The sequence below is a fragment of the Variovorax sp. 01T432 genome, from assembly GCF_056398605.1.
Map to the genome: position 1 here is coordinate 25,497 of NZ_JBFTPS010000012.1, position 23,728 is coordinate 49,224.

Here is a 23,728-nt window from a genome sequence, read left to right on the forward strand (position 1 = left end):
GTTCCCGCATCATGAATTTCCAACAATTGCGCTCGGTGCGCGAGGCCGTTCGTTGCGGCTTCAACCTGACCGAAGTCGCCCATGTGCTTCACACCTCCCAGCCCGGCGTGAGCCGGCAGATCCGCGAGCTTGAAGACGAGCTGGGCATCGAGCTGTTCGTGCGCGCCGGCAAGCGCCTCACGGGACTGACCGAGCCCGGTGGCCACGTGCTGCCCATCATCGAGCGCATGCTGATGGAGAGCACCAACCTGCGGCATGCGGGCCAGGAGTTCGTGGCCCGGCAGGTCGGCCTGCTCTCGGTCGCCGCGACCCACTCGCAGGCGCGCTACGCGTTGCCCATGGCGGTGCAGGAGTTTCGCGCGCAGTTTCCCAACGTGAAGCTGCACCTGCACCATGGCTCGCCCAAACAGGTCGCGCAGATGCTGATGAGCGGCGAGGTCGATGTGGGCATCGCGACCGAGGCGCTCGGCGACTACCCGCAACTGCTGGCACTGCCCTGCTATCGATGGACGCATTCGGTCATCGTGCCGCCAGGACACGCCCTGCTCGACGAACCACTCACCCTGGAGGCGCTCACGCGCCATCCGCTCATCACCTACGACACCGGATTCACCGGCCGCACCCGGATCGACAAGAGCTTCGAGCAGCACGGCTTCAACCCGAACATCGTGCTCACCGCCATGGACGCCGACGTCATCAAGACCTACGTGCAGCTGGGCATGGGCGTGGGCATCGTCGCCGGCATCGCCTACGAGGCCGAGCGCGACACGCAATTGCGCGCACTGGACGCGGGCGAGCTCTTCGGGATCAATCTCACCAAGCTCGCGGTGCGGCGCGGCAACTACCTGCGCGGCTATGTGCATGCCTTCATCGAGTGCTTTGCGCCGACACTGACGCGCACGGCGGTGGAGCAGGCACTGGCGGCGCCGGGAGCCGGCGAAAGCTGAGGTACGCTGTGCGGCCTTCATGCCATCCGCACAGCCCGCCCCGACTCCGCAGCCCACACGCACCTCCGGCCTTGTGCTGACTGGCGGCGGCGCGCGCGCGGCCTACCAGGTCGGCGTGCTCGAAGCGATCGCCGACGTGCGCCGCGAGGCTGGCGCACAGGCGCTGAGGAATCCCTTTCCCATCATCACCGGCACCTCGGCCGGCGCGATCAACGCGGCCGCGCTGGCCTGCGGCGCCGACGACTTCGACAGCGCCGTGCGGCGCATCGCGCAGGTGTGGCGCGACTTCCGGGCCGAGCAGGTGTACCGCGTCGATTCGCTCTCGGTGCTGGACGCCCCCGCGCGCTGGCGCGTGCTGCTGGGCGCGGGGCAGCTCATCACCAGGTGGCTGCGCATCAAGCCGCGCTCGCTGCTCGACAACACGCCGCTGGCCGAGCTTCTGGCGCGCATGGTGCCGCTCGAACGCGTGCCGGCGCTGATGCAAGCGGGCCATCTGGAGGGCCTTGCCGTCACTGCTTCGAGCTACAGCTCGGGCGAGCACGTGACCTTCTTCGAGTCCGAGAAACCAATGCAGCCGTGGGTGCGCTCGCAACGGCTGTCGGTGCGCGACCGCATCACGCACGAGCACCTGATGGCCTCGTCGGCGATCCCTTTCATCTTCCCGGCGATGGCGCTCCCGATGCAGGGCCATACGGAGTATTTCGGCGACGGCTCGATGCGCCAGTCGGCGCCGATGGCCGCCGCCATCCACCTGGGCGCCCAGCGCATCCTCGCCATCGGCGCCGGGCGCATGCACGAGCCGCGCGAAGCGCTGGCGCCCAACGCGCTGACCGGCTACCCGTCGATGGCGCAGATCGCGGGCCATGCGCTGTCGAGCATCTTCCTGGACTCGCTGGCGGTCGACATCGAGCGCCTGCGGCGCATCAACCAGACGCTGTCGCTGATCCCGCCGGACTCCCTGCCGTCCAACGCGTTGCGCCCCATGGAGCTGCTGGTGATTTCGCCCTCGGAGCGGATCGACGCCATCGCGGCGCGCCACATCGCCGCACTGCCTGGCGCGGTGCGCCGTCTGTTCGTCGGCCCGGAGGCGAGCGCCACCGCCAACGTCAAGGGCGCGGCTTTCGCGAGCTATCTGCTGTTCGAGTCGGGCTTCACGCGGGAGCTGATGGAACTGGGGCGGGCCGATACGCTTGCGCAACGGGACGCGGTGTGCGCCTTCTTCGGGTGGGAGGCCACGCTCAAGCCTCGGGCCCCAGCGTCTTGATCATGCGGACCGCGTCTTCGACGCCTTCGTAGTACCCCGGGCTCGACCCCGACTCCACGAAGCCGCGCCGCGCATAGAAGGACTTCGCGGCGTGGTTGCCCGCACGCGCCTCCAGCCGGATGGAGCGAATGCCGGCGACCCCCGCCGTCGCCTCGAGCCAGGCCAGCAGGGCCGAACCCAGGCCACTGCGCCGCTGCGTCACCCGGACCGCGAACAAGGGGATGTGGGCATCGTCGTCGCCGTAGCGCATGATGGCAAAGCCCAGGAGTTCACCGCCCCGGCGGATCACCACCACGTTGGTCGACGCGTCCCGGATGCAGCGCATCACGCGACGGTACGTCCAGTTCCAGGAGAGGCCGTATTCGATGGCGTCCCGCGACAGCTCCGCGATCGCCTGGGCGTCGGAGACTTGCGCGAGAGTGATTTCGTATTCGGTAATCACGGTGTGCGGCGGTTCTGGGCAGCACTATAGCCCCGCCACCTAAAATGCTGCTCCTTCCGCCGGCCCGACGGCCGGCCGCCATCCGCTCCAGACAGATCCCCTCCCCGAAAGCGCCCCCGCGATGACCCAGCGCAAACTCTTTGTCACCACCGCCCTGCCCTACGCCAACGGCAAGTTCCACGTCGGCCACATCATGGAATACATCCAGGCCGACATCTGGGTGCGGTTCCAGCGCATGCAGGGCCACATGGTGCATTTCGTCGGCGCCGACGACGCGCATGGCGCGCCGATCATGATCGCGGCCGAGAAGGCCGGAAAGACGCCTCAGCAATTCGTCGGCGAGATTGCCGCCGGCCGCAAGGAATACCTCGACGGCTTCCATATCCGATTCGACAACTGGCACTCGACCGACAGCGCCGAGAACACCGAGCTTGCGCAGGGCATCTACAGGCAGCTCAAGGCGGGCGGCATGATCGCCACGCGCACCATCGAGCAGTTCTACGACCCGGTCAAGGGCATGTTCCTGCCCGACCGCTACATCAAGGGCGAATGCCCGGTGTGCCACTCGAAGGACCAGTATGGCGACGCGTGCGAGGTGTGCAGCAGCGTCTACGCGCCGACCGAGCTGATCAACCCCTATTCCACGCTCACGGGCGCCACGCCCGAGCTGCGCAGTTCGGAGCACTTCTTCTTCAGGCTGTCCGACCCGAAGGTCGTCGCCTTCCTCAAGAGCTGGACGCAGGACGGCAAGCTGCAGCCCGAGATGGCGAAGAAGGCCAGCGAGTGGTTCGAGGCAGGCATGGCCGACTGGGACATCTCGCGCGAGGCGCCCTACTTCGGCATCGAGATCCCCGACGCGCCGGGCAAGTACTTCTACGTGTGGCTGGACGCCCCGGTGGGCTACCTCGCCAGCCTGAAGAACCACTTCGACAAGGGCCAGGCCGCGCAGCATTGGCACGCGCCCTCGCGCACGACCCAGAGCTTCGATGAATTCGTGGCCGACCCGGCGGTCGAGCAGGTGCACTTCATCGGCAAGGACATCGTCTACTTCCACACGCTGTTCTGGCCCGCGATGCTGCAGTTCAGCGGCCGCAAGACGCCCAGTCAGGTCAATGTGCACGGTTTCATCACGGTGTCGGGCGAGAAGATGAGCAAGAGCCGCGGCACCGGCATCGACCCCCTGAAGTACCTCTCGATCGGCATGAATCCCGAATGGCTGCGCTACTACATCGCCGCCAAGCTCAACGCCAAGGTGGAGGACGTCGACTTCACGGCCGAGGACTTCATGGCGCGCGTCAACGCCGACCTGATCGGCAAGTACATCAACATCGCAAGCCGCTCGGCCGGCTTCATCGCCAAGCGCTTCGGCGGCAAGCTGGGCACCGTGACGGCCGATGGGGCGGCCCTGCTCGCGATCCTGCAGGCCGCTTCCGCCTCGCTGCAGGCGCTCTACGACGGACGCGACTACGCGCGGGCCCTGCGCGAGATCATGCTGCTGGCCGACAAGGTCAACGAGTACGTCGACCAGAACAAGCCCTGGGAACTCGCCAGGAAGGAGGGCATGGAGGCGCGGCTGCACGATGTCTGCACCACCTGCATCGAAGCCTTCCGCCTGCTGACGATCTACCTCAAGCCGGTGCTGCCGGTGCTGGCGGCGCAGGTCGAAGCCTTCCTGGGCAGCGCGCCGCTGTTGTCGGCCGATGCCGGCCGGCTGCTTGGCGCCGGCCACGTGATCAGCGACTACAAGCACCTGATGCAGCGCGTGGACGAAAAGCAGCTCGACGCCCTGGTCGAGCCGCCGGCCGGCGACGCGGGTTCGCAAGCCGCGCCCGCTGCCGCCCTGCCCGGCGGCGAGGCCATCGCGCCCGCCATCTCCATCGACGACTTCGCGAAGATCGACCTGCGCATCGCCCGGATCGTGGCTTGCGAGAAGGTCGAGGGCTCGACCAAGCTGCTGCGCCTGACGCTGGATGCGGGCGAGGACCGGCACCGCAACGTGTTCAGTGGCATCGCCTCGGCCTACCAGCCCGAGCAGCTGGTGGGCAAGCTCACGGTACTGGTCGCCAACCTGGCGCCGCGCAAGATGAAGTTCGGCGTCTCCGAAGGCATGGTGCTGGCCGCCAGCCACGCGGACTCTACGCTCGAGCCCGGCATCCATGTGCTCGAACCCTGGCCCGGCGCGACGCCCGGCATGCGCGTGCGATGAGGCCCTCGAAGCGCTGACCCTGATCCGGGTCTTCAGTCGACCAGCGCCAGCGCGGCGTAGTCGCCCACCTTGTCGCCCAGGCCCGCCGGCACCAGCAAGGCATCGCGCGTCAGCGCCACCAGCCTGCCGTCGATCTGCGCCTGCAGGCGCGGCAAGAGGAAGTCGCGGTTGTTCAGGAACACGCTGCCGCCCAGGCTGATGCGCTGCAGGTCCAGCGTGGCCACCAGGTTGTAGAGCATGCGGCCCATCACGCGGCACAGCGCGTCGGTGGTGGCGAGCGCCTGCGCCTCGCCGCGCGCGGCGGCGGCGAACAGATCGGGCGCCGACTGGTTGAAGCGGCGCGCGATGGCGTTGCCCGCGACCAGCCCTTCGACGTCGCCCAGATTGCCGCAGCCGCACAGCGCGTGGTTGTCGTCGTCGGCCACGAAGCTGTGGCCCGCGTGCCCGGCATTGCCGTTCTTGCCGCGAAGCACGTGGCCGTCCACGCACAGGCCGACGCCCACCCCGGTGCTCCAGGTGACGTAGGCGCAGTGGTCGAAGCCCTTCAACGCGCCCCAGCGGCGCTCGGCCTCCAGCGCCGCGACCGCGTCGTTCTCGACCCGCACTTTCGCGAAGCGCTGCCGCAGCGGCGCTTCGACACGCGCCGTCATCCATTGGTTGGGCAAGCCGCGCGCGGGGCCGGCGATGCCGCCGCAGATGTTGGGCGTGGCCAGTTCGACCATGCCGTCATGCAGCTCGAAGGGGCCGGCAGAGGACACGCCGACGCGGTCGATCGTGCCGGGGTCGATGCCCTGCTCGCCGCAGATCTCGTCGATGAGCCGCAGGATCTGCACGGCGACCGCGTCGTTGTCGCCGGTCTTGGCGGTCGGCTCGCTGCGGCGGCCGATCAGCGGGGATGCGCTGTCCGCGGACAGGCTCACGGCGACCTTGGTGCCGCCGACATCGACACAGGCTCTCATCGCATCAGATCCATCGTGCAATCAGCGCGGCGATCATGCTGAGCAGCACGGTGCTCGCGATCGGCAGCTGCCATTCGCGCCCGAAGGCACGGAATTCGAAATCGCCGGGCAGGCGACCGAAGCCGAAACGCCGCAGCCAGCCGGTCAGCCCGCTCATGAGCAGCAGCGCGAGAACGACGACGATGAGCCAGCGAATCATCGGTGCAGTTTAGGCCGACAGCAGCGCCAGCGCCTGCCGGTGGAGTTCGGGCGTCGCGGCGGCGACGACGCGGCCGTCGGAGGCGAGACCGAGCGGCTGGCCCTGCCAGTCGCTGATGATGCCGCCCGCGGCTTCGATCAGGCCGGCGGGGCCGAGGTAGTCGTAGGGCTGCAGACCGGTCTCGACCACCAGGTCGATGGTGCCGCCGGCCAGTTGCGCATAGCCGTAGCAGTCGCCGCCGAAGCGCCGCATCGCGCAGCGGCGGCTGAGCGTATCGAAGGCCTGCCAGTCGGCGGCATTGAAGATGTCGGGCGAGGTGGTCACGATGCGCGCCTCGGCGACGCTCGCGCAGCCGCTCACGCGCACCGCCAGCCCGTTGCGCCGCGCGCCGAGGCCGGCCTGACCGACCCAGCGCTCGCCGAGCACGGGCATGTCGACCATGCCCAGCTCGACGCGGCCCCCGCGCACCAGCGCGATCAGCGTGCCCCACAGCGGCGAGCCGGTGATGAAGCTGCGCGTGCCGTCGATCGGGTCCAGCACCCAGACGCTCTCGGCATCCAGGCGTTCGCGGCCGTGTTCCTCGCCGAAGATGCCGTCCGCGGGCCGCTGCGCGCCGAGGATCTCCCGCATCGCCGTCTCGGCGGCGCGATCGGCCTGCGTGACCGGGCTTTCATCGGCCTTGGCGATGATGTCCAGCGGCGTTCGGAAGAGGCGCAGCGAATGCGAGGCGGCGGCGTCGGCGAGCGCGTTGGCGATGCGCAGGTTGTCTTGGGGCGAAGGGAAGGCGGTCATGGCGGGGGGCGAAGAAGTGGCCGGGACGGGGCGGGACGGGGCGGGGCGGGGCGGGGCGGGGGAGTAGATTAGACCCGACCCGCCGCGCGATCCCGCCGCCTCAGACGGGCGTGTCGCCTTCGATCGTCGTGCGGTAGAGCTTGCGCCGCAGGTGGTCGGGCGTTCCCGCGGCCAGGTGCATCAGCGAGCGGTTGTCCCAGAAAACCAGGTCGTGCGGCGCCCAGCGGTGGCGGTACACATACTCGGGCTTCACGCTGTGCGCGTACAGCTCGGCCAGGAGCGCGTCGCTTTCCTCGCGCGCAAGGCCGACGATGCGCGTCGTGAAATGCTCGCTGACGAACAGCGCCTTGCGGCCGGTCTCGGGATGCGTGCGCACCACCGGCTGCACGGCCGGCGCGACCTTGTCGACCTGCGCCTGCGAGAGCTTCGGTCGCCAGGGGTTGCGGGCGCGCAGTTCCTCGTACTTGGCCAGGTAGCTGTGCTCGGCCTTCAGCGGCAGGATGCGCTCGCGCAGCGCCGGGTCGAGGCCTTCCCATGCCAGGTGCTGGTCGGCGAAGAGCGTGTCGCCGCCCTCGCTGGGCAGTTCCTGCGCGTGCAGCAGCGAACCGAGGCTCGGCCGGGGCTTGTAGGAGATGTCGGAGTGCCAGTAGACGCCGGCATCGCCCAGGCCGATCGGTTCGCCCTGGTCGTTCTTGATGTTGGAGACGATCAGGATCTCGGGATGGCCCTGCAGGTGAAACTGGTGCAGCACATGGATCTCCAGCGGGCCGAAGCGGCGGCTGAACGCGATGTGGGCATCGGGCGTGATGCGCTGGTCGCGGAACACCAGGACGTGGTGGTCGAGGTGCGCGCTGTGGATGCGCGCGAAATCGGCGTCGTTGATCGGCTTCGAGATGTCGAGGCCGACGACCTCGGCGCCGACCGGGGCGTCGAAGCGGCGCACTTCGAAGTCTTGCGGCGGCGCGTCGCGCGTGCCTGCTTCAGGGTGGAGAACAGCGGTCATCGGAACAGGTATCCATCGTGGCGCCGGGCGCCGGAATGGCGGGCGGCGAACAGGGCACTTTAGGCCCGAGCGCGACGATCGCCAAGAAACTGTGGTTGCTAGCTTATTCCCTCGCCCATCCGCTCAAAGCGTATGGCTACGGTCGCCTTGCGTGAATCCGATGGCATCCCACGGCTCGCCCACCGCGAAGCCGATCACCTTGAACAGCTCGCCCATCTCGTGCTCGTGGATCAGGTGCGCGGCCAGCGCGCGCTGGGAGATGGAGGACTGTTCCATCATCGGCAGGATGCCCGAATTCAGCAGGAATCTGGCCTGGCTCGCATAGCCGAGCACTTCCAGGCCCGCCTCCTGGCCGGCAAGCGCGATGGCGGTGAAGTTGACGTGGGCCGTGATGTCCTTGGCGCCGACGTCGGAAAGCGGATCGCCATCGGCCTGGTGGCCGCGGTGGCACATCACAGTACCCATGTGGCGCTGGGGGTGGTAATACTCGGCTTCCGGGAAACCGTAGTCGATGAAGAAGGCGGCGCCCTGCTTCAGGCGTTCGGCCAGGGTGGCGATGAAGGCCTCGGCCTGCGGGTGGATCTCAGTCAGGTAGTCGTGCGCGCCCTCCACTTCCACGGGCGGGCGCAGCTCGGTGGAGCGGTCCTCCCAGACGAAGCCGTCGCCCCGCGCCACGATACCGCGCTCGAACCACCGGCCGCCCGTGCGCGCGAGCAGCTGCACCGGCATCGCGTCGAGCACCTCGTTGCCGACCACCACGCCGCGCATCGTCTCGGGCAGTTCGCCCAGCCACTCGACCCGGGACCCGTGCCCGGCCAGCGCCTGCTGCTGGCGTTCCCGCAGGGTGCCGGAGAGGTCGACGATGCGGTAGCGCGAGATGCGCTCGCCCAGGGCATCCAGCAGTTGCGAGGCCAGCGCGCCCGAGCCGGCGCCGAATTCCCAGATCTCGTCCGTGCCGGTCTTCGACAGCGCCTCGGCGACCTGCACCGCCAGGGTCCGGCCGAAGAGCGGCGTGAGTTCGGGGGCGGTCACGAAGTCGCTGCCCGAAGAGGGCATCTGCCCGAACTTGCGGCTCGAATTGGCGTAATAGCCCAGGCCCGGGGCATAGAGCGCCAGCGCCATGAAACGGTCGAAAGGCAGCCAGCCACCGGCGCGCTGCAGCGCGGCATCGATAATCCGGGTCATGGGGGTGGCGCGTCGCGCGCCTTGCTCCTGGTTCATACGGGAAATCTATCAGGATGACGACCACTGCCGCCCTCGACCCCCTGCTGCTCTCGTGCCGGCGCGTTTTCCTGCGCGACTACGAGGTCTGGATCAACATCGGCGTGCATGCCTACGAGAAGCGTGCCGAGCAACGCGTGATCATCAACGCCGACCTGTATGTGCCGCTCGCGATCTCGACGCCGAAGGCGGACGAACTCGACGAGGTGCTCGACTACGACTTCATCCGCCACACCATCGCCACGCGCCTGAGCAAGGGCCATGTCCACTTGCAGGAAACGCTGTGCGACGACATCCTCACGCTGCTGCTCGCGCATCCGAAGGTGCACGCCGCGCGGGTGTCGACCGCCAAACCCGATGTATACCCCGACTGCGATGCGGTCGGGGTCGAAGCTTTCAGGAGCAAATGATGAGCGCCGTATGGATCGACGAGACTCCCTCGTCCACCCACAATCTGAAGATCGAACGCGAGACGCACAAGCTCGAGAAGCGCCTGTGCCGCGAAGTGGGCCGCGCGATCGTCGACTACAACATGATCGAGGAAGGCGACAAGGTCATGGTCTGCGTCTCGGGCGGCAAGGACAGCTATGCGCTGCTCGACATCCTGCTCAAGCTGCGGGCCCGCGCGCCGATCCATTTCGACATCGTCGCGGTCAACCTCGACCAGAAGCAGCCGGGCTTCCCCGAGGACGTACTGCCGGGCTACCTCAGCGCCCTGGGCGTGCCCTTCCATATCGAGGAGCAGGACACCTACTCCATCGTCAAGCGCGTGATCCCCGAAGGCAAGACCACCTGCGGCCTTTGCAGCCGGCTGCGCCGCGGCATCCTCTACCGGGTGGCGGATGAACTCGGCGCCACCAAGGTCGCGCTGGGGCACCACCGCGACGACATGCTGCAGACCTTCTTCCTCAACATGTTCTTCGCGGGCAAGCTCAAGTCGATGCCGCCGAAGCTGGTGAGCGACGACGGCAAGCACGTCGTGATCCGGCCGCTCGCCTATGTGGCCGAGAAGGACCTGGTGCGCTGGGCGCAGCACCGCCAATTCCCCATCATCCCGTGCACCCTCTGCGGCAGCCAGGAGAACCTGCAGCGCAAGCAGGTCGGCGAGATGCTGCGCGAATGGGAGCGCAAGCATCCGGGGCGCATAGAGAACATGTTCGGCGCGCTGCAGAACGTGGTGCCCTCGCACCTGCTGGACGGAACGGCCTTCGACTTCAAGGGTCTCAAGGCCACGGGGGTGGCCGACGCCGAGGGCGACAAGGCCTTCGACGCGCCCGACTATCCGACACCCTCGGCCCTGCGCATCGTGCAGCTGTGAGCGGCCGGCCTTCAGGGCCGAAGCCCGCAGCAGGAAGGAGAGTCCGATGAGACGCATGCTCTTCACCCTTCTGGTCGCGGCCGGCCTGTCGGGCTGCGCGACGCACTGGGTGGTCGACAGCGACGTGAAGACCTTCTCCTCCATCGGCGCCTTGCCGGCCGGCGCGACCTACCGCTTCGAGCGGCTGCCCTCGCAGCAGGCGAGCCAGGCGCGGCAAGAGCAACTCGAGGCGATGGCCGGCGCGGCCCTCGAGCGCGTCGGGCTGCGGCGCGACGATGCCGATCCGCGCTATACGGCCCAGATCGGGGCGCGCGTGACCGCCGAACTTTCACCCTGGGCCGACCCGTGGCTCTACGACAGCCCCTGGGGGCCCGGCCATGGCGGCCCATGGGGCTATGGCCGCCACGGCTGGTATGGCGGGGGCTGGTTCGGACCGGCCTTCCCGCCCGCCGTCGACCCCTGGTACGCGCGTGAAGTCAGCATCGTGCTGCGCGAACTGCCTTCCAACCGCGTGGTGTACGAGACCCACGCGCGCAACGACGGCCCCTACACGCAGAGCAATGTCGTGCTGCCGGTGATGTTCCAGGCCACCCTGGCAGGCTTCCCGACGCCGCCGGAGGGCCAGCGCCGGGTCGACATCGAGGTCCCCAGCGCGAAGTAGCAGGGGACCCACCCTAGAATCCCAGCGATGGAGGCCACCCGACTGATCGCCGTTCGCCACGGCGAAACCGCCTGGAATGTGGATTCGCGCATTCAGGGCCAACTCGACATCGCGCTCAATGCCACCGGGCTCTGGCAGGCCGGACGCGTGGCGCAGGCGCTGGAGGACGAGCCGATCGCGGCCATCTATGCCAGCGATCTGTCCCGCGCCTGGCACACCTCGCTCGAAATCGCCAGGCCGCATCGCATCCAGGTCATCGCCGAACCCGGCCTGCGGGAGCGCGCCTTCGGCCATTTCGAGGGCCGCACCTTCGCCGAGATCGATGCGAACCTGCCGCAGCAGGCTCGGCTCTGGCGCACCCGCGACCCCGAATTCGCACCCGCGGGCGGTGAGTCGCTGCTTGCATTCAGGGATCGGGTGACCCGCACCGCGACCGCCATCGCCACGCGCCATCCCGGCGAACTCGTGCTCATGGTGGCGCACGGAGGCGTGCTGGATGTGCTCTACCGGGCCGCGACCCGCCAGGAGTTGCAGGCGCCGCGCACCTGGGACCTTGGCAACGCGTCCATCAACCGCCTGCTCTGGACGCCGCAGGGTTTCGCCCTGGTCGGCTGGGCCGACAGCGGGCACTTGAACGATGGCGCGCTGGACGAAGCCACGGTCTGAGCGCAGGCAAGGCGCAAAAATAGAACTTTTCTATCGAATTTGCCGCCAACCTGACACTGGTTGTCAGACATTTGTACTCAAAGTGTAAAAACGGATGCAGAATCGTGTCCATGGCAGTGGGAGTACTTTTGTCAACAAGCTAATCGCAACGAATTGCGTCAAATGTTGCGGCAATCGCGCAAGGCGTATGCCTTTTGCATTACTTTTGACATGTGGAAATCCTTGCATTCCATAGGCAATATCGGTTTTGAGCTGCCAGAATGACTGCTTTGTTATTAGTTTTTCAACCAGACACACATGGTGTGACATAAGGGCCAGGGCGGCGGTAAGAGGGGGCTATGTTGTGACGACTTTCATACCGGTACATCAGCGCGTTGCGTTACATGCTGCCGCCCATCCCGAGGCCGTGGCCCTCCGGTTCAAGCACGAATCCCTCAGCTATGGACAACTGAATGCGCGGGCCAACCAGTTGGCCCGGCGCCTGCAGCGCGCGGGCGCGGCGCGCGATCAGCTCGTCGCCATCGGCATGGACCGGTCGATCGACATGGTGGTCGGACTGCTCGCGATCCTGAAATCCGGCGCCGCATACCTGCCGATCGATCTCGAGTACCCGAAGGAACGGCTCGAGTTCACGCTCGGCGACGCCAGGCCGGTCGCCGTGCTGACCACTGCCGACAATGCCGCCACCATCCCGCACGCCGATGCGCCCGTGTTGCTGGTCGACGACCCGAGCCTGGCCCAGGAAGACGAGAGCGACGTCGGAAGCTGCGACCCGGATGCGCTGGCCTACGTGATCTATACCTCCGGTTCCACCGGCCGGCCGAAGGGTTGCCTGGTGACACACGGCAACGTGGCCCGGCTCTTCGATGCCACGCACGCGTGGTACGGCTTCGGGCCGGACGATGTCTGGACCTTCTTCCATTCGCACGCCTTCGACTTCTCGGTCTGGGAGATCTGGGGCGCATTGAGCAACGGCGGCCGGGTGGTCGTCGTGCCTTATGCGATCACGCGGTCTCCGAGCGACTTCCTCGATCTCCTGGCGCGCGAGAAGGTCACCGTGCTCAACCAGACGCCTTCGGCCTTCCGGTCCCTGATCGCCGCAGATGGCGGGACGGCCCTGCCGCCGGATGGCCTCAGCCTGCGCTACGTCATCTTCGGCGGCGAGGCGCTGTCCTTCGAGTCGCTGCGCCCCTGGTTCGAGCGCCACGGCGACGCCAGGCCCCTGCTGGTCAACATGTACGGCATCACGGAAACGACGGTCCACGTGACGTACCGACCGGTGTCGATGCGCGACCTCGGGCAGCATCGCGGCAGCCTGATCGGCCGCCCGATCCCGGACTTGCGCATCGACCTGCTCGACGAGAACCTGAAGCCGGTGGCAACGGGCGAGACCGGCGAGATCGTGGTCAGCGGCGCCGGCGTGAGCAAGGGCTACCTGCGGCGCCCGGAACTGACGGCACAACGCTTCATCGACTGGACGGACCCCGAGACGGGGGAGACGATTCGCGCCTACCGATCCGGCGATCTCGGTCGGCGCGCCGCTGACGGCGACATCGAATGCCTGGGCCGGATAGACCATCAAGTCAAGATCCGGGGATTCCGGATCGAGACCGATGAGATCGAAAGCCTGCTGCTGCGCCATCCCGGCGTGCGCGAATGCGCGGTCATCGCCCGCACCGAGGATGTCGATGCCGGCGAGGCCCGCCTCGTGGCCTATGTGGTCCCGTCGTCCGGCGCCATGTCCGCCCCGGCGCTGCGGGCTCATCTGGCCCGGGATCTTCCACAGTTCATGCTGCCCGCCGCCTTCGTCGAACTGGCGGCGCTGCCGATCACGGAAAACGGCAAGCTCGACCGCCGCGCGCTGCCGGTGCCGCCGCGGCAAAGACCCGAGCTCGCCACCTCGTTCCAGGAACCCTCGACGGCGCTTGAAACACGCGTGTGCCAGGTGTTCGCCGAGGTGCTCGACATCGACCGCGCGGGCGTGCTCGACAATTTCTTCGAGCTCGGCGGCAGCTCGCTGTCGGTGATCCGCGCGCTGGAAATGCTCGGCGGCGCCGGGTCTCGCCCGCTGAGCGCGACCGACTTCTTCGACCATCCGACGGCACGCGGGCTCGCACAGGCGCTGGGCGTGCCGCAACCCGCGCCGGCGCCCATGCAGCGGGCCGGCGCGTCGCGGGGCGATGCGCGCGAGCCCGTGGCGATCATTGCGATGGCGGGCCGCTTTCCCGGCGCAGCGGATGTGGAGCAGTTCTGGGAGAACCTGCTTGCCGGGCGCGAGTCGATCACATTCTTCGATGACGCGGAACTCGACCCGTCCATCGACGCGGCGCTGCGCAGCGACCCGGCCTATGTGCGGGCCCGCGGCGTCGTCGCGGACGTCGAGATGTTCGACGCGGCGCACTTCGGCATGAGTCCCAGAGAGGCGGAGATCATGGATCCCCAGCAACGCCTCTTCCTCGAACTCTGCTGGGAATGCCTGGAACGCGGCGGCTATGCGCCCGACAGCACGAGCGGTCCGGTCGGTGTGTTTGCCGGCATGTACGGCAACACCTATCTCCATCACCATCTGCTGCCGCGCGCCGGCCTGGTCGAACACATCGGCGAGTTGCAGGTCATCGTGGGCAACGACAAGGATTTCATTGCGACGCATGCGGCCCACCGCCTGAATCTCACCGGCCCGGCGATCAGCGTGCACACCGGATGCTCGACCTCGCTGGTGGCCGTGGCGCAAGCCTTCTCCGCGGTGCGCAATGGCGACTGCGAGATGGCGCTCGCCGGCGCGGCGTCGGTCACCTGCCCGCCGCGCAGCGGCTATCTCTATCAAGAGGGGGCGATGCTGTCCCCGGACGGCCATACGCGATCCTTCGACGCCGACGCCCGAGGCACGGTCTTCAGCGACGGCGCCGCGGTCGTGCTGTTGAAGCGCCTGTCGGCGGCGCTGGCCGATGGCGATCTGATCCACGCGGTCCTGCGCGGCGCGGCCGTCAACAACGACGGCGGCGGCAAGGCCAGCTTCACCGCCCCCAGCATCGACGGTCAGGCGCGTGTCGTGTCGGCGGCGCTGGCGTCGGCGGGCGTGGAAGCCAGAAGCATCTCGTACGTCGAGACGCACGGCACCGCGACGCCGATGGGCGACCCGATCGAGATCGCGGCACTGACCAAGGCCTATGCCGCGCAGACTTCCGACACCGGCTTCTGCGGCATCGGGTCGGTCAAGAGCAACATCGGCCACCTGGTGGCGGCTTCGGGGGTGACGGGCCTGATCAAGACCGCCTGCGCGCTGCGCGAGCAGGTGATTCCGCCTTCCGTGAATTTCAGGGCACCCAACCCGGCGATCGACTTCGCCTCGACGCCCTTCCGCGTCAACGAGCGCCTGCAGCCATGGCCGCGCGACGCAGTGCCGCGGCGGGCGGGTGTGAGTTCCTTCGGCGTGGGCGGCACGAACGCGCATGTCATCGTCGAAGAGGCGCCGCTGCTTGAGCCTTCGGATGCCGGCGTGGGACCGCAGCTGCTGCGGCTTTCGGCGCGCACGCCCGCGGCGCTCGCCGCCGCCGCGTCGCGCCTGGCCGCACACCTCGAAGCCGAACCCGGTATCTCGCTCGCCGATGTGGCGCATACGCTGCGCGTGGGCCGCAAGTCCTTCGCTCACCGCACCAGCGTGATCGCCGAAAGCGTCGAACAGGCGGTGCGGGCCCTGCGCGGCGACGATCCCTCGACATGCGTCACGGGCGAGATCCCGGCCTGGCTCCCCCGCGTGATCTTCATGTTTCCCGGCCAGGGCGCGCAGTACGCCGGCATGGGCCGCGCGCTGTATGCGAACGAGGCCGTATTCCGCCGCGCATTCGACGAATGCATCGCGGCGTTCGAGGGCGTGCTGCCTTTCGACCTGCGCGAGCGCATGTTCTCGGACGATGCCAGCGCCCTCAAGCCGACCTCGGTCACCCAACCGGCCACCTTCGCGCTGGAATACGCGCTCGCGCGCCAGTTGCAGGCGCTGGGCATCCAGCCCGCGGCGCTGATCGGCCACAGCGTTGGCGAGTTCGCCGCCGCCGTGCTGGCAAGCGTCATGAGCCTGCGCGACGCGGCGCGGCTGGTCGCGCGGCGCGGCGCCCTGATGCAGGCGATGCCCGAGGGCAGCATGCTCTCGGTGCGGATGGCGGCGGACGAACTCGCGGCCAGACTGCCCGAGGGCCTCTCGCTCGCGGCGCAGAACGGTCCAAGCGCCTGCGTGGCTGCGGGGCCTGCCGCGATGATCGAACAGTTCCGCCAGCAACTCGAAGCGGGCGGCGTCGCGGCCAAATTGCTGCAGACCTCGCACGCCTTCCATTCCGTGATGATGGACGGCGCGGTGCCCCCCTTCGAGGCGCTCGTTCGCGAGGTGACGCTGTCGGCGCCGACCACGCCCATCTTCTCGACCCTGACGGGCCGGTTGCTCGCCGATGCCGAGGCGACCGACCCTGCCTACTGGGCCCGGCACCTGCGCGAGACGGTTCGCTTCTCGCCCGCGCTCCTGTCCGCCATGGGCGAAACGCCGCATCCCCTGTTCGTCGAAATCGGGCCTCGCAACACGCTCGCCACCCTGGCGCGCCAGCATGCATCGCGGCAGTGCGGCGTCTGCGCGGTGTCGCTGCTCGCCGACCTTCCCGAACAGGAATGCACGAGCTGGCGCCTGGCGGCGGCTCGCCTCTGGACGCTGGGCCTCGAGCCCGAGCTGTCAGCGCTCGACTTGCGCCAACGCAAACTTCGCGTACGGCTGCCAACCTATCCTTTCGAGCGCAAGCGCTTCTGGATCGACGCCCCCGCGCCGACCGTCTCCCCGTCTTCTCCCCCGCACGCACCTCAGCTTCCCGCGACACTGGACATACCCATGACCACACCTTCGACCGCCTCCCTCGCCGCCAACATCGCCCCGACCGATCGCAGGCCCGCACTCGTCGCGCGCCTGCGCGAACTCTTCGAGGACATCTCGGGCCTCGACATGGCGCAGGCGCCGGCCGATGCGGCCTTCGTCGAGCTCGGGCTGGATTCGCTGACGCTCACGCAGGTCGCGCTGCAGGTCAAGAAGCAGTTCAAGACCGGCCTGACCTTCCGCCAGTTGATGGAAAGCTATCGAAGCTTCGATGCGCTGGCGGGGTTCCTCGACGCGACGCTGGCGCCCGATCCGGTCGTCGCGCCCGCGGCGGCCGCAACGCCGGTTGCGACGGTTGCGACGGTGGCGGCCACGCCGGCGGCGACGCCTCAACCCATCGCGATGCAGATGGCGAGGCCCCTGCCCGCCGTGGCCCTGACGGCCGGCAACGGCGGCCTGGTCCAGCAGGTCATCGCGCAGCAGATGCAATTGATGCAGCAGCAGCTCGCATTGCTGTCAGCGGCACCGACGGCTCCGGCCAGCCCCGCGCTGCCGGTCGCGCCGGTGGAGCAACCCACGCCCATGGCTACCGCTGCGGCCACGGCGTCCAATTCCGCGCCACCGGCTGCCGAGGAGCCGCTGGCGCCGCCCAAGTACGACGTCAAGAAGGCCTTCGGCGCCATTGCGCGCATCCACACGCAGGTCAAGGAGCCGACCGAACTGCAGAAGGCGCGGCTGGCGGCGTTCATCCGCCGCTACGTCGAGCGCACCGCCAAGAGCAAGGCCTTCACGCAGGACAATCGTTCGTACATGGCCGACCCCCGCGTGGTCAACGGCTTCCGGCCGACGACGAAGGAGATCACCTACCAGATCGTCATCGACCGCTCCAAGGGCTCGAAGATGTGGGACCTGGACGGCAACGAGTACGTGGATGTGCTCAGCGGCTTCGGCATGAACCTGTTCGGATGGCAGCCGGATTTCATCCTGGATGCGTTGCGCCATCAGCTCGACGCCGGCTTCGAGATCGGGCCACAGCATCCGCTGGCCGCCGAGGTCTGCAAGCTCGTCTGTGAGATGACCGGCTTCGACCGCGCGGCTCTCTGCAACACGGGCTCGGAAGCGGTGATGGCCGCCATCCGCATCGCGCGCACCTCCACCGGGCGCAACACCGTCGTGGTGTTCACCGGCTCCTACCACGGCACCTTCGACGAAGTGCTGGTGCGCGCCGGCCGCAATGCCAAGGGCATGTCAGCCGCGCCGGGCGTGATGCAGGGGATGTTCGGCGACGTGCGCGTGCTCGACTACGGAACGCCCGAAGCGCTGGAATACATCCGCGCCAACGCCGACGACCTGGCCGCCGTGCTGGTCGAGCCGGTGCAAAGCCGTCGCCCCGACTTCCAGCCGCGCGAGTTCCTGCGCGAGGTGCGCGCGATCACCGAGAAGTCCGAAACCTGCCTGATCTTCGACGAGGTCATCACCGGGTTCCGCTCGCACATCGGCGGCGCGCAGGCCGTCTTCGGCGTTCGCGCCGACCTGGCCTGCTATGGCAAGGTCATCGGCGGCGGCCTGCCCGTCGGCGTGGTGGCGGGCAAGCGTCAATTCATGGATGCGCTCGACGGCGGCGCCTGGCAGTACGGCGACGATTCGGTGCCGACGGTGGGCGTGACCTACTTCGCGGGCACCTTCGTGCGGCATCCGCTCGCCCTGGCGGCGGCCAAGGCCGCGCTGGGCCGGCTGAAGGAGGACAACAACGCGCTGCAGACTCAGCTGAACCTCCACACCGCGGCCATGGCGGACGAACTCTCGGCCTTCTGCCGCGAAGCGGGCGCGCCGCTCGAGATCCGCTACTTCTCCTCGCTCTGGCGCGTGAGCTGGCTGGAAGACCATCCGCTGCAGGACCTGCTGTTCGCCATGATGCGCAGCCGCGGCGTGCACATTCTGGACAACTTCCCCTGCTTCATGACCGCGGCGCATTCGCAACAGGACATCGCGACCATCAAGTCCGCCTTCAAGGAGTCGGTGGCCGAGATGCAGGAAGCCGAGCTGCTGCCGCGCCGCGGCGCGCCCAAGCTGACGCTCGACCCGTCCCACCCGCCGGCCCCCGATGCGCGCCTGGGCCGCGACAAGGACGGCCAGCCCGCCTGGTTCGTTCCGGATCCCAAGGTCCAAGGCAAATTCACCAAGTACCAAGCATGACCGAAGCCGTCGCCATCCCATCCGACGAGGCCGCCGACGCGTTCGACCCGTTCGCATCGGGCCTGATCGAGCGCATCGTCGCGACCACCGAAGCTCAACGCGAAGTCTGGCTGGGCGACCAGCTGAGCCCGCAGGCATCGCTGGCCTACAACGAGTCGCTGCGCCTGCGCCTGAAGGGCCCGCTGGACGCGCGCGCCCTGGGCACCGCCCTGGACAAGCTGATCGAGCGCCACGAGTCCCTGCGCTCGACCATCTCGCCCGATGGCACGCAGTTGCTGATCGGAGAGGCGACGCAACTGGACCTGGCGGAGCACGATCTGCGGCAGCTGGACCCCGCGGCGCAGCAGCGCCGCCTCGAAGAAGAAGCGACGGCCGCCGTGCTGGCCCCGTTCCACCTCGAACGGGGGCCGTTGTTCCGGGCCGCGCTCTACCAGCTTTCGCCGACCGACCATGTGCTCCTCATGACCGCGCACCATGCGATCTGCGACGGCTGGTCGTGGGGCGTCATCAGCGAGGACCTCGGCCTGCTCTATGCCGAGCAGACGGGCACCGGCCCGGCGCCTGAACCGGCAGCCCAGTATTCCGATTACGCCGCATGGGAAGCACAGGAAGCAGGGAGCCCGGCCATGCAGGGCCATGTCGACTACTGGCTCTCGCGCTTCGCGGGCGGCAGCCTGCCCGTGCTGGAGTTGCCGCTCGATCGCCCGCGCCCCCCGGTGCGCACCTTCAGTTCGTACCGCATCGACCAGGTGCTGGGCCAGGACCTGATCGACGCGCTTCGCAAGGTCGGGGCCGCGCAGGGCACCAGCCTGTTCGCCACGATGTTCAGCGCTTTCGCCGCGACCCTGCATCGCCTCACGGCGCAGGACGACCTGGTGATCGGCATTGCCGCCGCCGGCCAGATGCCCAGCGACATGCCCTCGCTGGTGGGACATTGCGTCAACCTGCTGCCCATCCGCGTCGCGGTCGATGCGCAGACCGGCTTCGACCAGCTCTCGCGCCAGTCGGGCAGCGCCCTGCTCGATGCCTTCGAGCACCAGACGCTGACCTATGGCTCGCTGCTCAAGAAGCTGCCGGTGCCGCGCGATCCGAGCCGCCTTCCGCTGGTGAATGTACTTTTCAACGTGGACCGCGACGCCGCCCCCAACGACGGCAACTTTCCCGATCTGCGGGTCGAGCAGGGCACCATCGGGCGGCGCTACGAGAACTTCGAGATCTTCCTCAACATCACGCCCGTCGCGGGCGGCATGCAGATGGAAGCGCAGTACAACGCCGACCTGTTCGACGACGTGACGATCCGCCGCTGGCTCGGCATGTATGAATGCCTGCTGCGCGCCGTGGTGCGCGACCCGACCCAGGCGGTCGGCAAGCTCGACGTGCTGTCGGCCGACGAAGCCCGCGCGGTCTCGGCCCTGCAGCCGGCCCCGACCCCGCTGGAAGGCGCGCCGCTGATGCACGCCGGCTTCGTGGCGCAGGCGGCGAAACAGCCCGGGCGGCCGGCCTTGCGCGACGGCGCGAGGAGCATGAGCTACCGCGAACTGGATGAACGCTCCAACCGCCTGGCGCATGCGCTGCGCGCGCGCGGCATGGGCCGCGGCGAACGCGTGGGCCTTTGCCTCGACCGCGGTGCCGACATGTTCGTGGCCTTGCTGGCAGTGCTCAAGAGCGGCGCCGCCTATGTGCCGCTCGACCCGGCTTTCCCGCAAGCGCGGCTGGACTATTACGCCGAGGACGCGAAGCTGGGCTTGCTGCTGACGGCCTCGTCGATTGCCGCCGCGCCGAAGCACTGGCGCGCGGACTCGGCGAACCGCGTGTTCCTGCTCGACCGCGAAACCGCCTGGCTCGAAGAGCCGGCGACGCCGCCCGTGGCCGGCGCGCAGGATGCGCAGGCCGAAGACACGGCCTATGTGATCTACACCTCCGGCTCCACCGGCAAGCCCAAGGGCGTGTGCGTGCCGCACCGGGCCGTGGCCAACCTGATGGAGACCATGCAGCGCGAGCCGGGCATCCATGCCCAGGACCGCCTGGCCGCGGTGACCACGCTCTCCTTCGATATGGCCGTCCCCGAGGTGATGCTGCCGCTGGCGGCGGGCGCCGAGATCGTCATCGTGCAGCGGGAAGTCGCCATGGACGGCAACCGGCTGCGGGCGCTGCTCGACTCGGAAGCGATCACCATCCTGCAGGCCACGCCCGGCATGTGGCGCCTGCTGCTCGACGCACAATGGTCGGGGCAGCGCGGCTTCCGGGCCTGGATCGGCGCCGAGCCCGTGCCGGCGGATCTCTCGCTCGAACTGCTGGACCGCACGACCGAACTGTGGAACCTCTACGGGCCGACCGAGACCACGGTGTGGTCCACCACCTGGCGCATGGAGCGCCCCCGCATCGCGGCGCGCGGCGTCTCGATCGGCCGTCCGATGGCCAACACCGGCGTCTGGATTCTCGACAGCAACCTGCAGCGCTGCCCGATCGGCGTGCCGGGCGAGATCTGCATCAGCGGCATGGGCGTGACGCAGGGTTATCTCGATCGGCCCGATCTCACGGCCGAGCGCTTCGTCACCGTCGCCATCGACGGCGTGCAGACGCTCATCTATCGCAGCGGCGACCGCGGCCGCTGGCGCAACGACGGCCTGCTGGAGCACATGGGCCGCTTCGACTTCCAGGTCAAGGTGCGCGGCTACCGCATCGAACTCGGCGAAATCGAGGCCCGCTGCAACGAGGCGCCCGGTGTGGCGCGCAGCGTCGTCATCACCCGCGAAGACCAGCCAGGTGACGTGCGCCTGGTGGCCTACCTTGCGCCCTCGCCGGGTGCCACCGTGGACATGAGCGCGCTGGATGCGCATTTGCGCAGCCGCCTGCCCCAATACATGCTGCCGCAGCACGTGGTGACGCTGGATGCCATCCCGCTTCTGCCCAACGGCAAGGTGGACCGCAAGGCACTGCCCAAGCCGAGCGCGACGCGCAACGACAGCACCGAAAGGGTGGCGCCGCGCAATGAGCGCGAGCGCATCGTGCTCCAGACGATGGAGCGCGTGCTCAATCTGCCCGGACTCGGCATCCACGACGACTTCTTCTCGCTCGGCGGGCATTCGCTGCTGGCCGCTCGCCTGGCGACGCTCCTGAGCCGCGAGTTCGAAGTCACGGTGCCGCTGCGCATGCTGTTCCAGGCACCCACGGCCGAACGGCTGGCGGCGGCGATCGATGGTCTGGACGGCGGCAATGCGCCGCGCAGCGAGCCGATCCTGCACGTGGCGGACCGCCGCAGCGCGCCGCTGACGCCCATGCAGGAACGCATCCGCTTCATCGAGGACCTGCACCCGGGACGCCCGGTCTACAACGCGCCGTCCGCGCACCGCCTGGGCGGGCCGCTGGACATTCCGAAATTCAAGACTGCCCTGCAGGAGATCGTGCGGCGGCAGGCGGTGCTGCGCAGCAGCGTGGGGGTCGACCCGGCAACCGGCGCGCCGGCGATGATGATCGCGGACGAGGTCGCGCTGGACCTGCCGGTCTTCGACCTGACCACGCTTGCGGCCGACCAGCGGGAGGCCGAACTGGCCGAGCGCATGCAGGAAGTCGCGGATCGTTCGATCGACATCCACCGCGCACCGCTCTTCAATGCGGCGCTCTACAAGATCGCCGACGACGACCACGCCTTCGTCTTCGTGCCGCACCACCTGATCTGGGACGGCTGGTCCTTCGACGTCCTGCAGACCGAGCTCTCGGCCATCTACGGCGCGCTGGTCCGTGGCGAGCCGCACGGCCTGCCGGCGCTCACCGCGACCCATGGCGACTATGCCGACTGGTATGTGCGCTGGCTCGCCCAACCCGAATTCGAGTCCCAGCTGCGCTACTGGAAGAACCGCTTCGCGAACTCGCCGACCCCCAAGGCGCCGCGCACCGACATGCCGCGCCGGGCGGGGATGAGCGGCGAGGGCGGCACCTACTGGATCAGCATCGACAAGGAGTTGACCGAGCGGCTGCGCGAGATCGGACGCAAGCACGACGTCACGCTCAACATGCTGACGCTGGGGGTCTACATCCTGATGATGAGCAGCATCATCGACACCCGCTCGATCGTCATCGCGACGCCGGTGCGCGGCCGCGAGGCGCCCGAAACCGAGTCGGTCATGGGCTTCTTCAACAACGTGCTGCCGCTGTCCTTCCAGATCGACAAGTCGCTGCGTTTCGGCGAGTTCATGCGCTACATCAAGCAGGAGCTGGTGGCGGTGATGGACCACCAGCAGGTTCCGTTCGAGCGCCTGGTCAGCGAACCGGAGTTCGCCGAGCGCGCGCAGGGCGTGGGTCTCTATCAGGCGCTGTTCTCCTTCCAGGATGCACGGGAGCGTCCGCAGGACATCGGCAACCTCAAGCACCGCCAGATGCACCTGCTGCAACGCGGCGCGACGGACGACCTGGGCATCTGGCTGATGGACAAGCCCAAGGGCCTCGAGGGCGCGATCACCTACAACGCCGACATCTACAGGCGCGAGACTGGCGCCGCCTTCAAGGAGCGCTACGCCGAGTTGCTGCGCCGCGTGGCGGAGCAGCCTGACGGCATGCTGGAAACCATCGCAAGCCCGGCCGAGTCGGCCAGCGCGGTCTACCTGCAGCGTCTCGCGGCCGGCGACACCCCGGCAACGCTGACCCCCGCCGCGGCCATGGCCGCGCGGCCCCAGCAGCCGCAGACTCTGCTGCTGCCCGAGCAGGCGCAGTTGGCCCAGATCTGGGCCAGCGCGCTCAGCATCGACGTGAACGACATTCGCGCCAACGACAACTTCTTCGACCTTGGCGGCGACTCGCTGATCGCGATGCGCGTCATTGCGCAGGCGGAACAGGTCATGGGCTTCCGGGTGGAACCGCGCCGCTATGTGTTCGAAAGCCTGGGGCAGCTCGCATCCGCCGCCTCGGGCACCGCGATCGACCCTCTGGCCGCGCCGGCGGCCGAGCCCAAGCGCGGTTTGCTCGGGCGCGTGTTCTCAGGCTGGGGCCGCAAGGGCTGAGGAAGCGT

Annotated in this window: 15 protein-coding genes; 9 read left to right on the top strand and 6 right to left on the bottom strand. The window is 68.4% G+C overall.

Translation table 11 applies throughout. The annotated features are described in order from the left end of the window. Positions 1–11 precede the first annotated feature (11 nt). Both AC1DNF_RS11895 and AC1DNF_RS11900 read left to right on the top strand, forming a co-directional pair. Positions 12–947: a CysB family HTH-type transcriptional regulator gene (locus AC1DNF_RS11895; RefSeq protein ID WP_478148796.1), complete on the top strand. Its 936-nt coding sequence runs from the start codon at positions 12–14 to the stop codon at positions 945–947. A 19-nt stretch (positions 948–966) separates the two neighbouring features. Then, complete coding sequence (locus AC1DNF_RS11900; RefSeq protein ID WP_478148797.1) at positions 967–2,211, top strand: patatin-like phospholipase family protein; 1,245 nt, start codon at positions 967–969, stop codon at positions 2,209–2,211. Here the strand turns inward: AC1DNF_RS11900 and AC1DNF_RS11905 are convergent. Then, the gene (locus AC1DNF_RS11905) at positions 2,186–2,653 is read right to left on the bottom strand and encodes a GNAT family N-acetyltransferase (protein ID WP_478148798.1); all 468 of its coding nucleotides are present in this window, start codon (positions 2,651–2,653) and stop codon (positions 2,186–2,188) included. The two genes, AC1DNF_RS11900 and AC1DNF_RS11905, sit on opposite strands and share 26 nt — an antisense overlap. Positions 2,654–2,774: 121 nt before the next feature. On the opposite strand from AC1DNF_RS11905, the gene metG reads away from it, so the two are divergent. Continuing rightward, positions 2,775–4,859, top strand: a complete 2,085-nt coding sequence (gene metG, locus AC1DNF_RS11910) for a methionine--tRNA ligase (RefSeq protein WP_478148799.1) — start codon at positions 2,775–2,777, stop codon at positions 4,857–4,859. Between the two features lie 32 nt (positions 4,860–4,891). On the opposite strand, the gene AC1DNF_RS11915 is transcribed toward metG, so the two are convergent. From AC1DNF_RS11915 to AC1DNF_RS11935, 5 genes are all read right to left on the bottom strand, one after another. Continuing rightward, entirely contained in the window at positions 4,892–5,818 is a 927-nt protein-coding gene (locus AC1DNF_RS11915) for an ROK family protein (protein ID WP_478148800.1), read from the bottom strand. A gap of 4 nt (positions 5,819–5,822) precedes the next feature. Next, a complete protein-coding gene (locus tag AC1DNF_RS11920; protein WP_478148801.1) occupies positions 5,823–6,017 on the bottom strand; it encodes a DUF2905 domain-containing protein in 195 nt (64 codons plus the stop codon). A gap of 9 nt (positions 6,018–6,026) precedes the next feature. After that, a complete protein-coding gene (gene hisN, locus AC1DNF_RS11925) occupies positions 6,027–6,809 on the bottom strand; it encodes a histidinol-phosphatase (protein ID WP_478148802.1) in 783 nt (260 codons plus the stop codon). 100 nt (positions 6,810–6,909) lie between these two features. Beyond that, positions 6,910–7,812, bottom strand: coding sequence for a TauD/TfdA dioxygenase family protein (locus AC1DNF_RS11930; RefSeq protein WP_478148803.1), 903 nt, complete (start codon positions 7,810–7,812; stop codon positions 6,910–6,912). Positions 7,813–7,935: 123 nt separating this feature from the next. Next, the gene (locus AC1DNF_RS11935; protein ID WP_478148804.1) at positions 7,936–8,997 is read right to left on the bottom strand and encodes a class I SAM-dependent methyltransferase; all 1,062 of its coding nucleotides are present in this window, start codon (positions 8,995–8,997) and stop codon (positions 7,936–7,938) included. A 53-nt stretch (positions 8,998–9,050) separates the two neighbouring features. On the opposite strand from AC1DNF_RS11935, the gene AC1DNF_RS11940 reads away from it, so the two are divergent. The 6 genes from AC1DNF_RS11940 to AC1DNF_RS11965 all read left to right on the top strand — a co-directional run bounded on the left by AC1DNF_RS11940 (position 9,051) and on the right by AC1DNF_RS11965 (position 23,720). Continuing rightward, positions 9,051–9,443: a dihydroneopterin aldolase gene (locus AC1DNF_RS11940; RefSeq protein ID WP_478148805.1), complete on the top strand. Its 393-nt coding sequence runs from the start codon at positions 9,051–9,053 to the stop codon at positions 9,441–9,443. Further along, entirely contained in the window at positions 9,443–10,351 is a 909-nt protein-coding gene (gene ttcA / locus AC1DNF_RS11945) for a tRNA 2-thiocytidine(32) synthetase TtcA (protein WP_478148806.1), read from the top strand. The genes AC1DNF_RS11940 and ttcA overlap by 1 nt, the downstream gene beginning before the upstream one ends. Positions 10,352–10,397: 46 nt before the next feature. Further along, on the top strand, positions 10,398–11,012 hold the full coding sequence (locus AC1DNF_RS11950) for a DUF4136 domain-containing protein (protein ID WP_478148807.1): 615 nt from the start codon (positions 10,398–10,400) through the stop codon (positions 11,010–11,012). Between the two features lie 27 nt (positions 11,013–11,039). Beyond that, on the top strand, positions 11,040–11,678 hold the full coding sequence (locus AC1DNF_RS11955; RefSeq protein WP_478148808.1) for a histidine phosphatase family protein: 639 nt from the start codon (positions 11,040–11,042) through the stop codon (positions 11,676–11,678). A gap of 343 nt (positions 11,679–12,021) precedes the next feature. Next, the gene (locus AC1DNF_RS11960) at positions 12,022–18,723 is read left to right on the top strand and encodes an amino acid adenylation domain-containing protein (protein WP_478148809.1); all 6,702 of its coding nucleotides are present in this window, start codon (positions 12,022–12,024) and stop codon (positions 18,721–18,723) included. After that, positions 18,720–23,720, top strand: coding sequence for an amino acid adenylation domain-containing protein (locus tag AC1DNF_RS11965; protein ID WP_478148810.1), 5,001 nt, complete (start codon positions 18,720–18,722; stop codon positions 23,718–23,720). The genes AC1DNF_RS11960 and AC1DNF_RS11965 overlap by 4 nt, the downstream gene beginning before the upstream one ends. The last annotated feature ends 8 nt before the right edge of the window (positions 23,721–23,728 follow it).

Bases quoted from the DNA above. Each gene is read 5' to 3' on its own strand.
- metG (WP_478148799.1), top strand. From the start codon at position 2,775: ATGACCCAGCGCAAACTCTTTGTCACCACCGCCCTGCCCTACGCCAAC.
- AC1DNF_RS11920 (WP_478148801.1), bottom strand. From the start codon at position 6,017: ATGATTCGCTGGCTCATCGTCGTCGTTCTCGCGCTGCTGCTCATGAGC.
- ttcA (WP_478148806.1), top strand. From the start codon at position 9,443: ATGAGCGCCGTATGGATCGACGAGACTCCCTCGTCCACCCACAATCTG.
- AC1DNF_RS11940 (WP_478148805.1), top strand. From the start codon at position 9,051: ATGACGACCACTGCCGCCCTCGACCCCCTGCTGCTCTCGTGCCGGCGC.
- AC1DNF_RS11915 (WP_478148800.1), bottom strand. From the start codon at position 5,818: ATGAGAGCCTGTGTCGATGTCGGCGGCACCAAGGTCGCCGTGAGCCTG.
- AC1DNF_RS11950 (WP_478148807.1), top strand. From the start codon at position 10,398: ATGAGACGCATGCTCTTCACCCTTCTGGTCGCGGCCGGCCTGTCGGGC.
- AC1DNF_RS11895 (WP_478148796.1), top strand. From the start codon at position 12: ATGAATTTCCAACAATTGCGCTCGGTGCGCGAGGCCGTTCGTTGCGGC.
- AC1DNF_RS11965 (WP_478148810.1), top strand. From the start codon at position 18,720: ATGACCGAAGCCGTCGCCATCCCATCCGACGAGGCCGCCGACGCGTTC.
- AC1DNF_RS11955 (WP_478148808.1), top strand. From the start codon at position 11,040: ATGGAGGCCACCCGACTGATCGCCGTTCGCCACGGCGAAACCGCCTGG.
- AC1DNF_RS11930 (WP_478148803.1), bottom strand. From the start codon at position 7,812: ATGACCGCTGTTCTCCACCCTGAAGCAGGCACGCGCGACGCGCCGCCG.
- AC1DNF_RS11935 (WP_478148804.1), bottom strand. From the start codon at position 8,997: ATGACCCGGATTATCGATGCCGCGCTGCAGCGCGCCGGTGGCTGGCTG.
- AC1DNF_RS11900 (WP_478148797.1), top strand. From the start codon at position 967: ATGCCATCCGCACAGCCCGCCCCGACTCCGCAGCCCACACGCACCTCC.
- hisN (WP_478148802.1), bottom strand. From the start codon at position 6,809: ATGACCGCCTTCCCTTCGCCCCAAGACAACCTGCGCATCGCCAACGCG.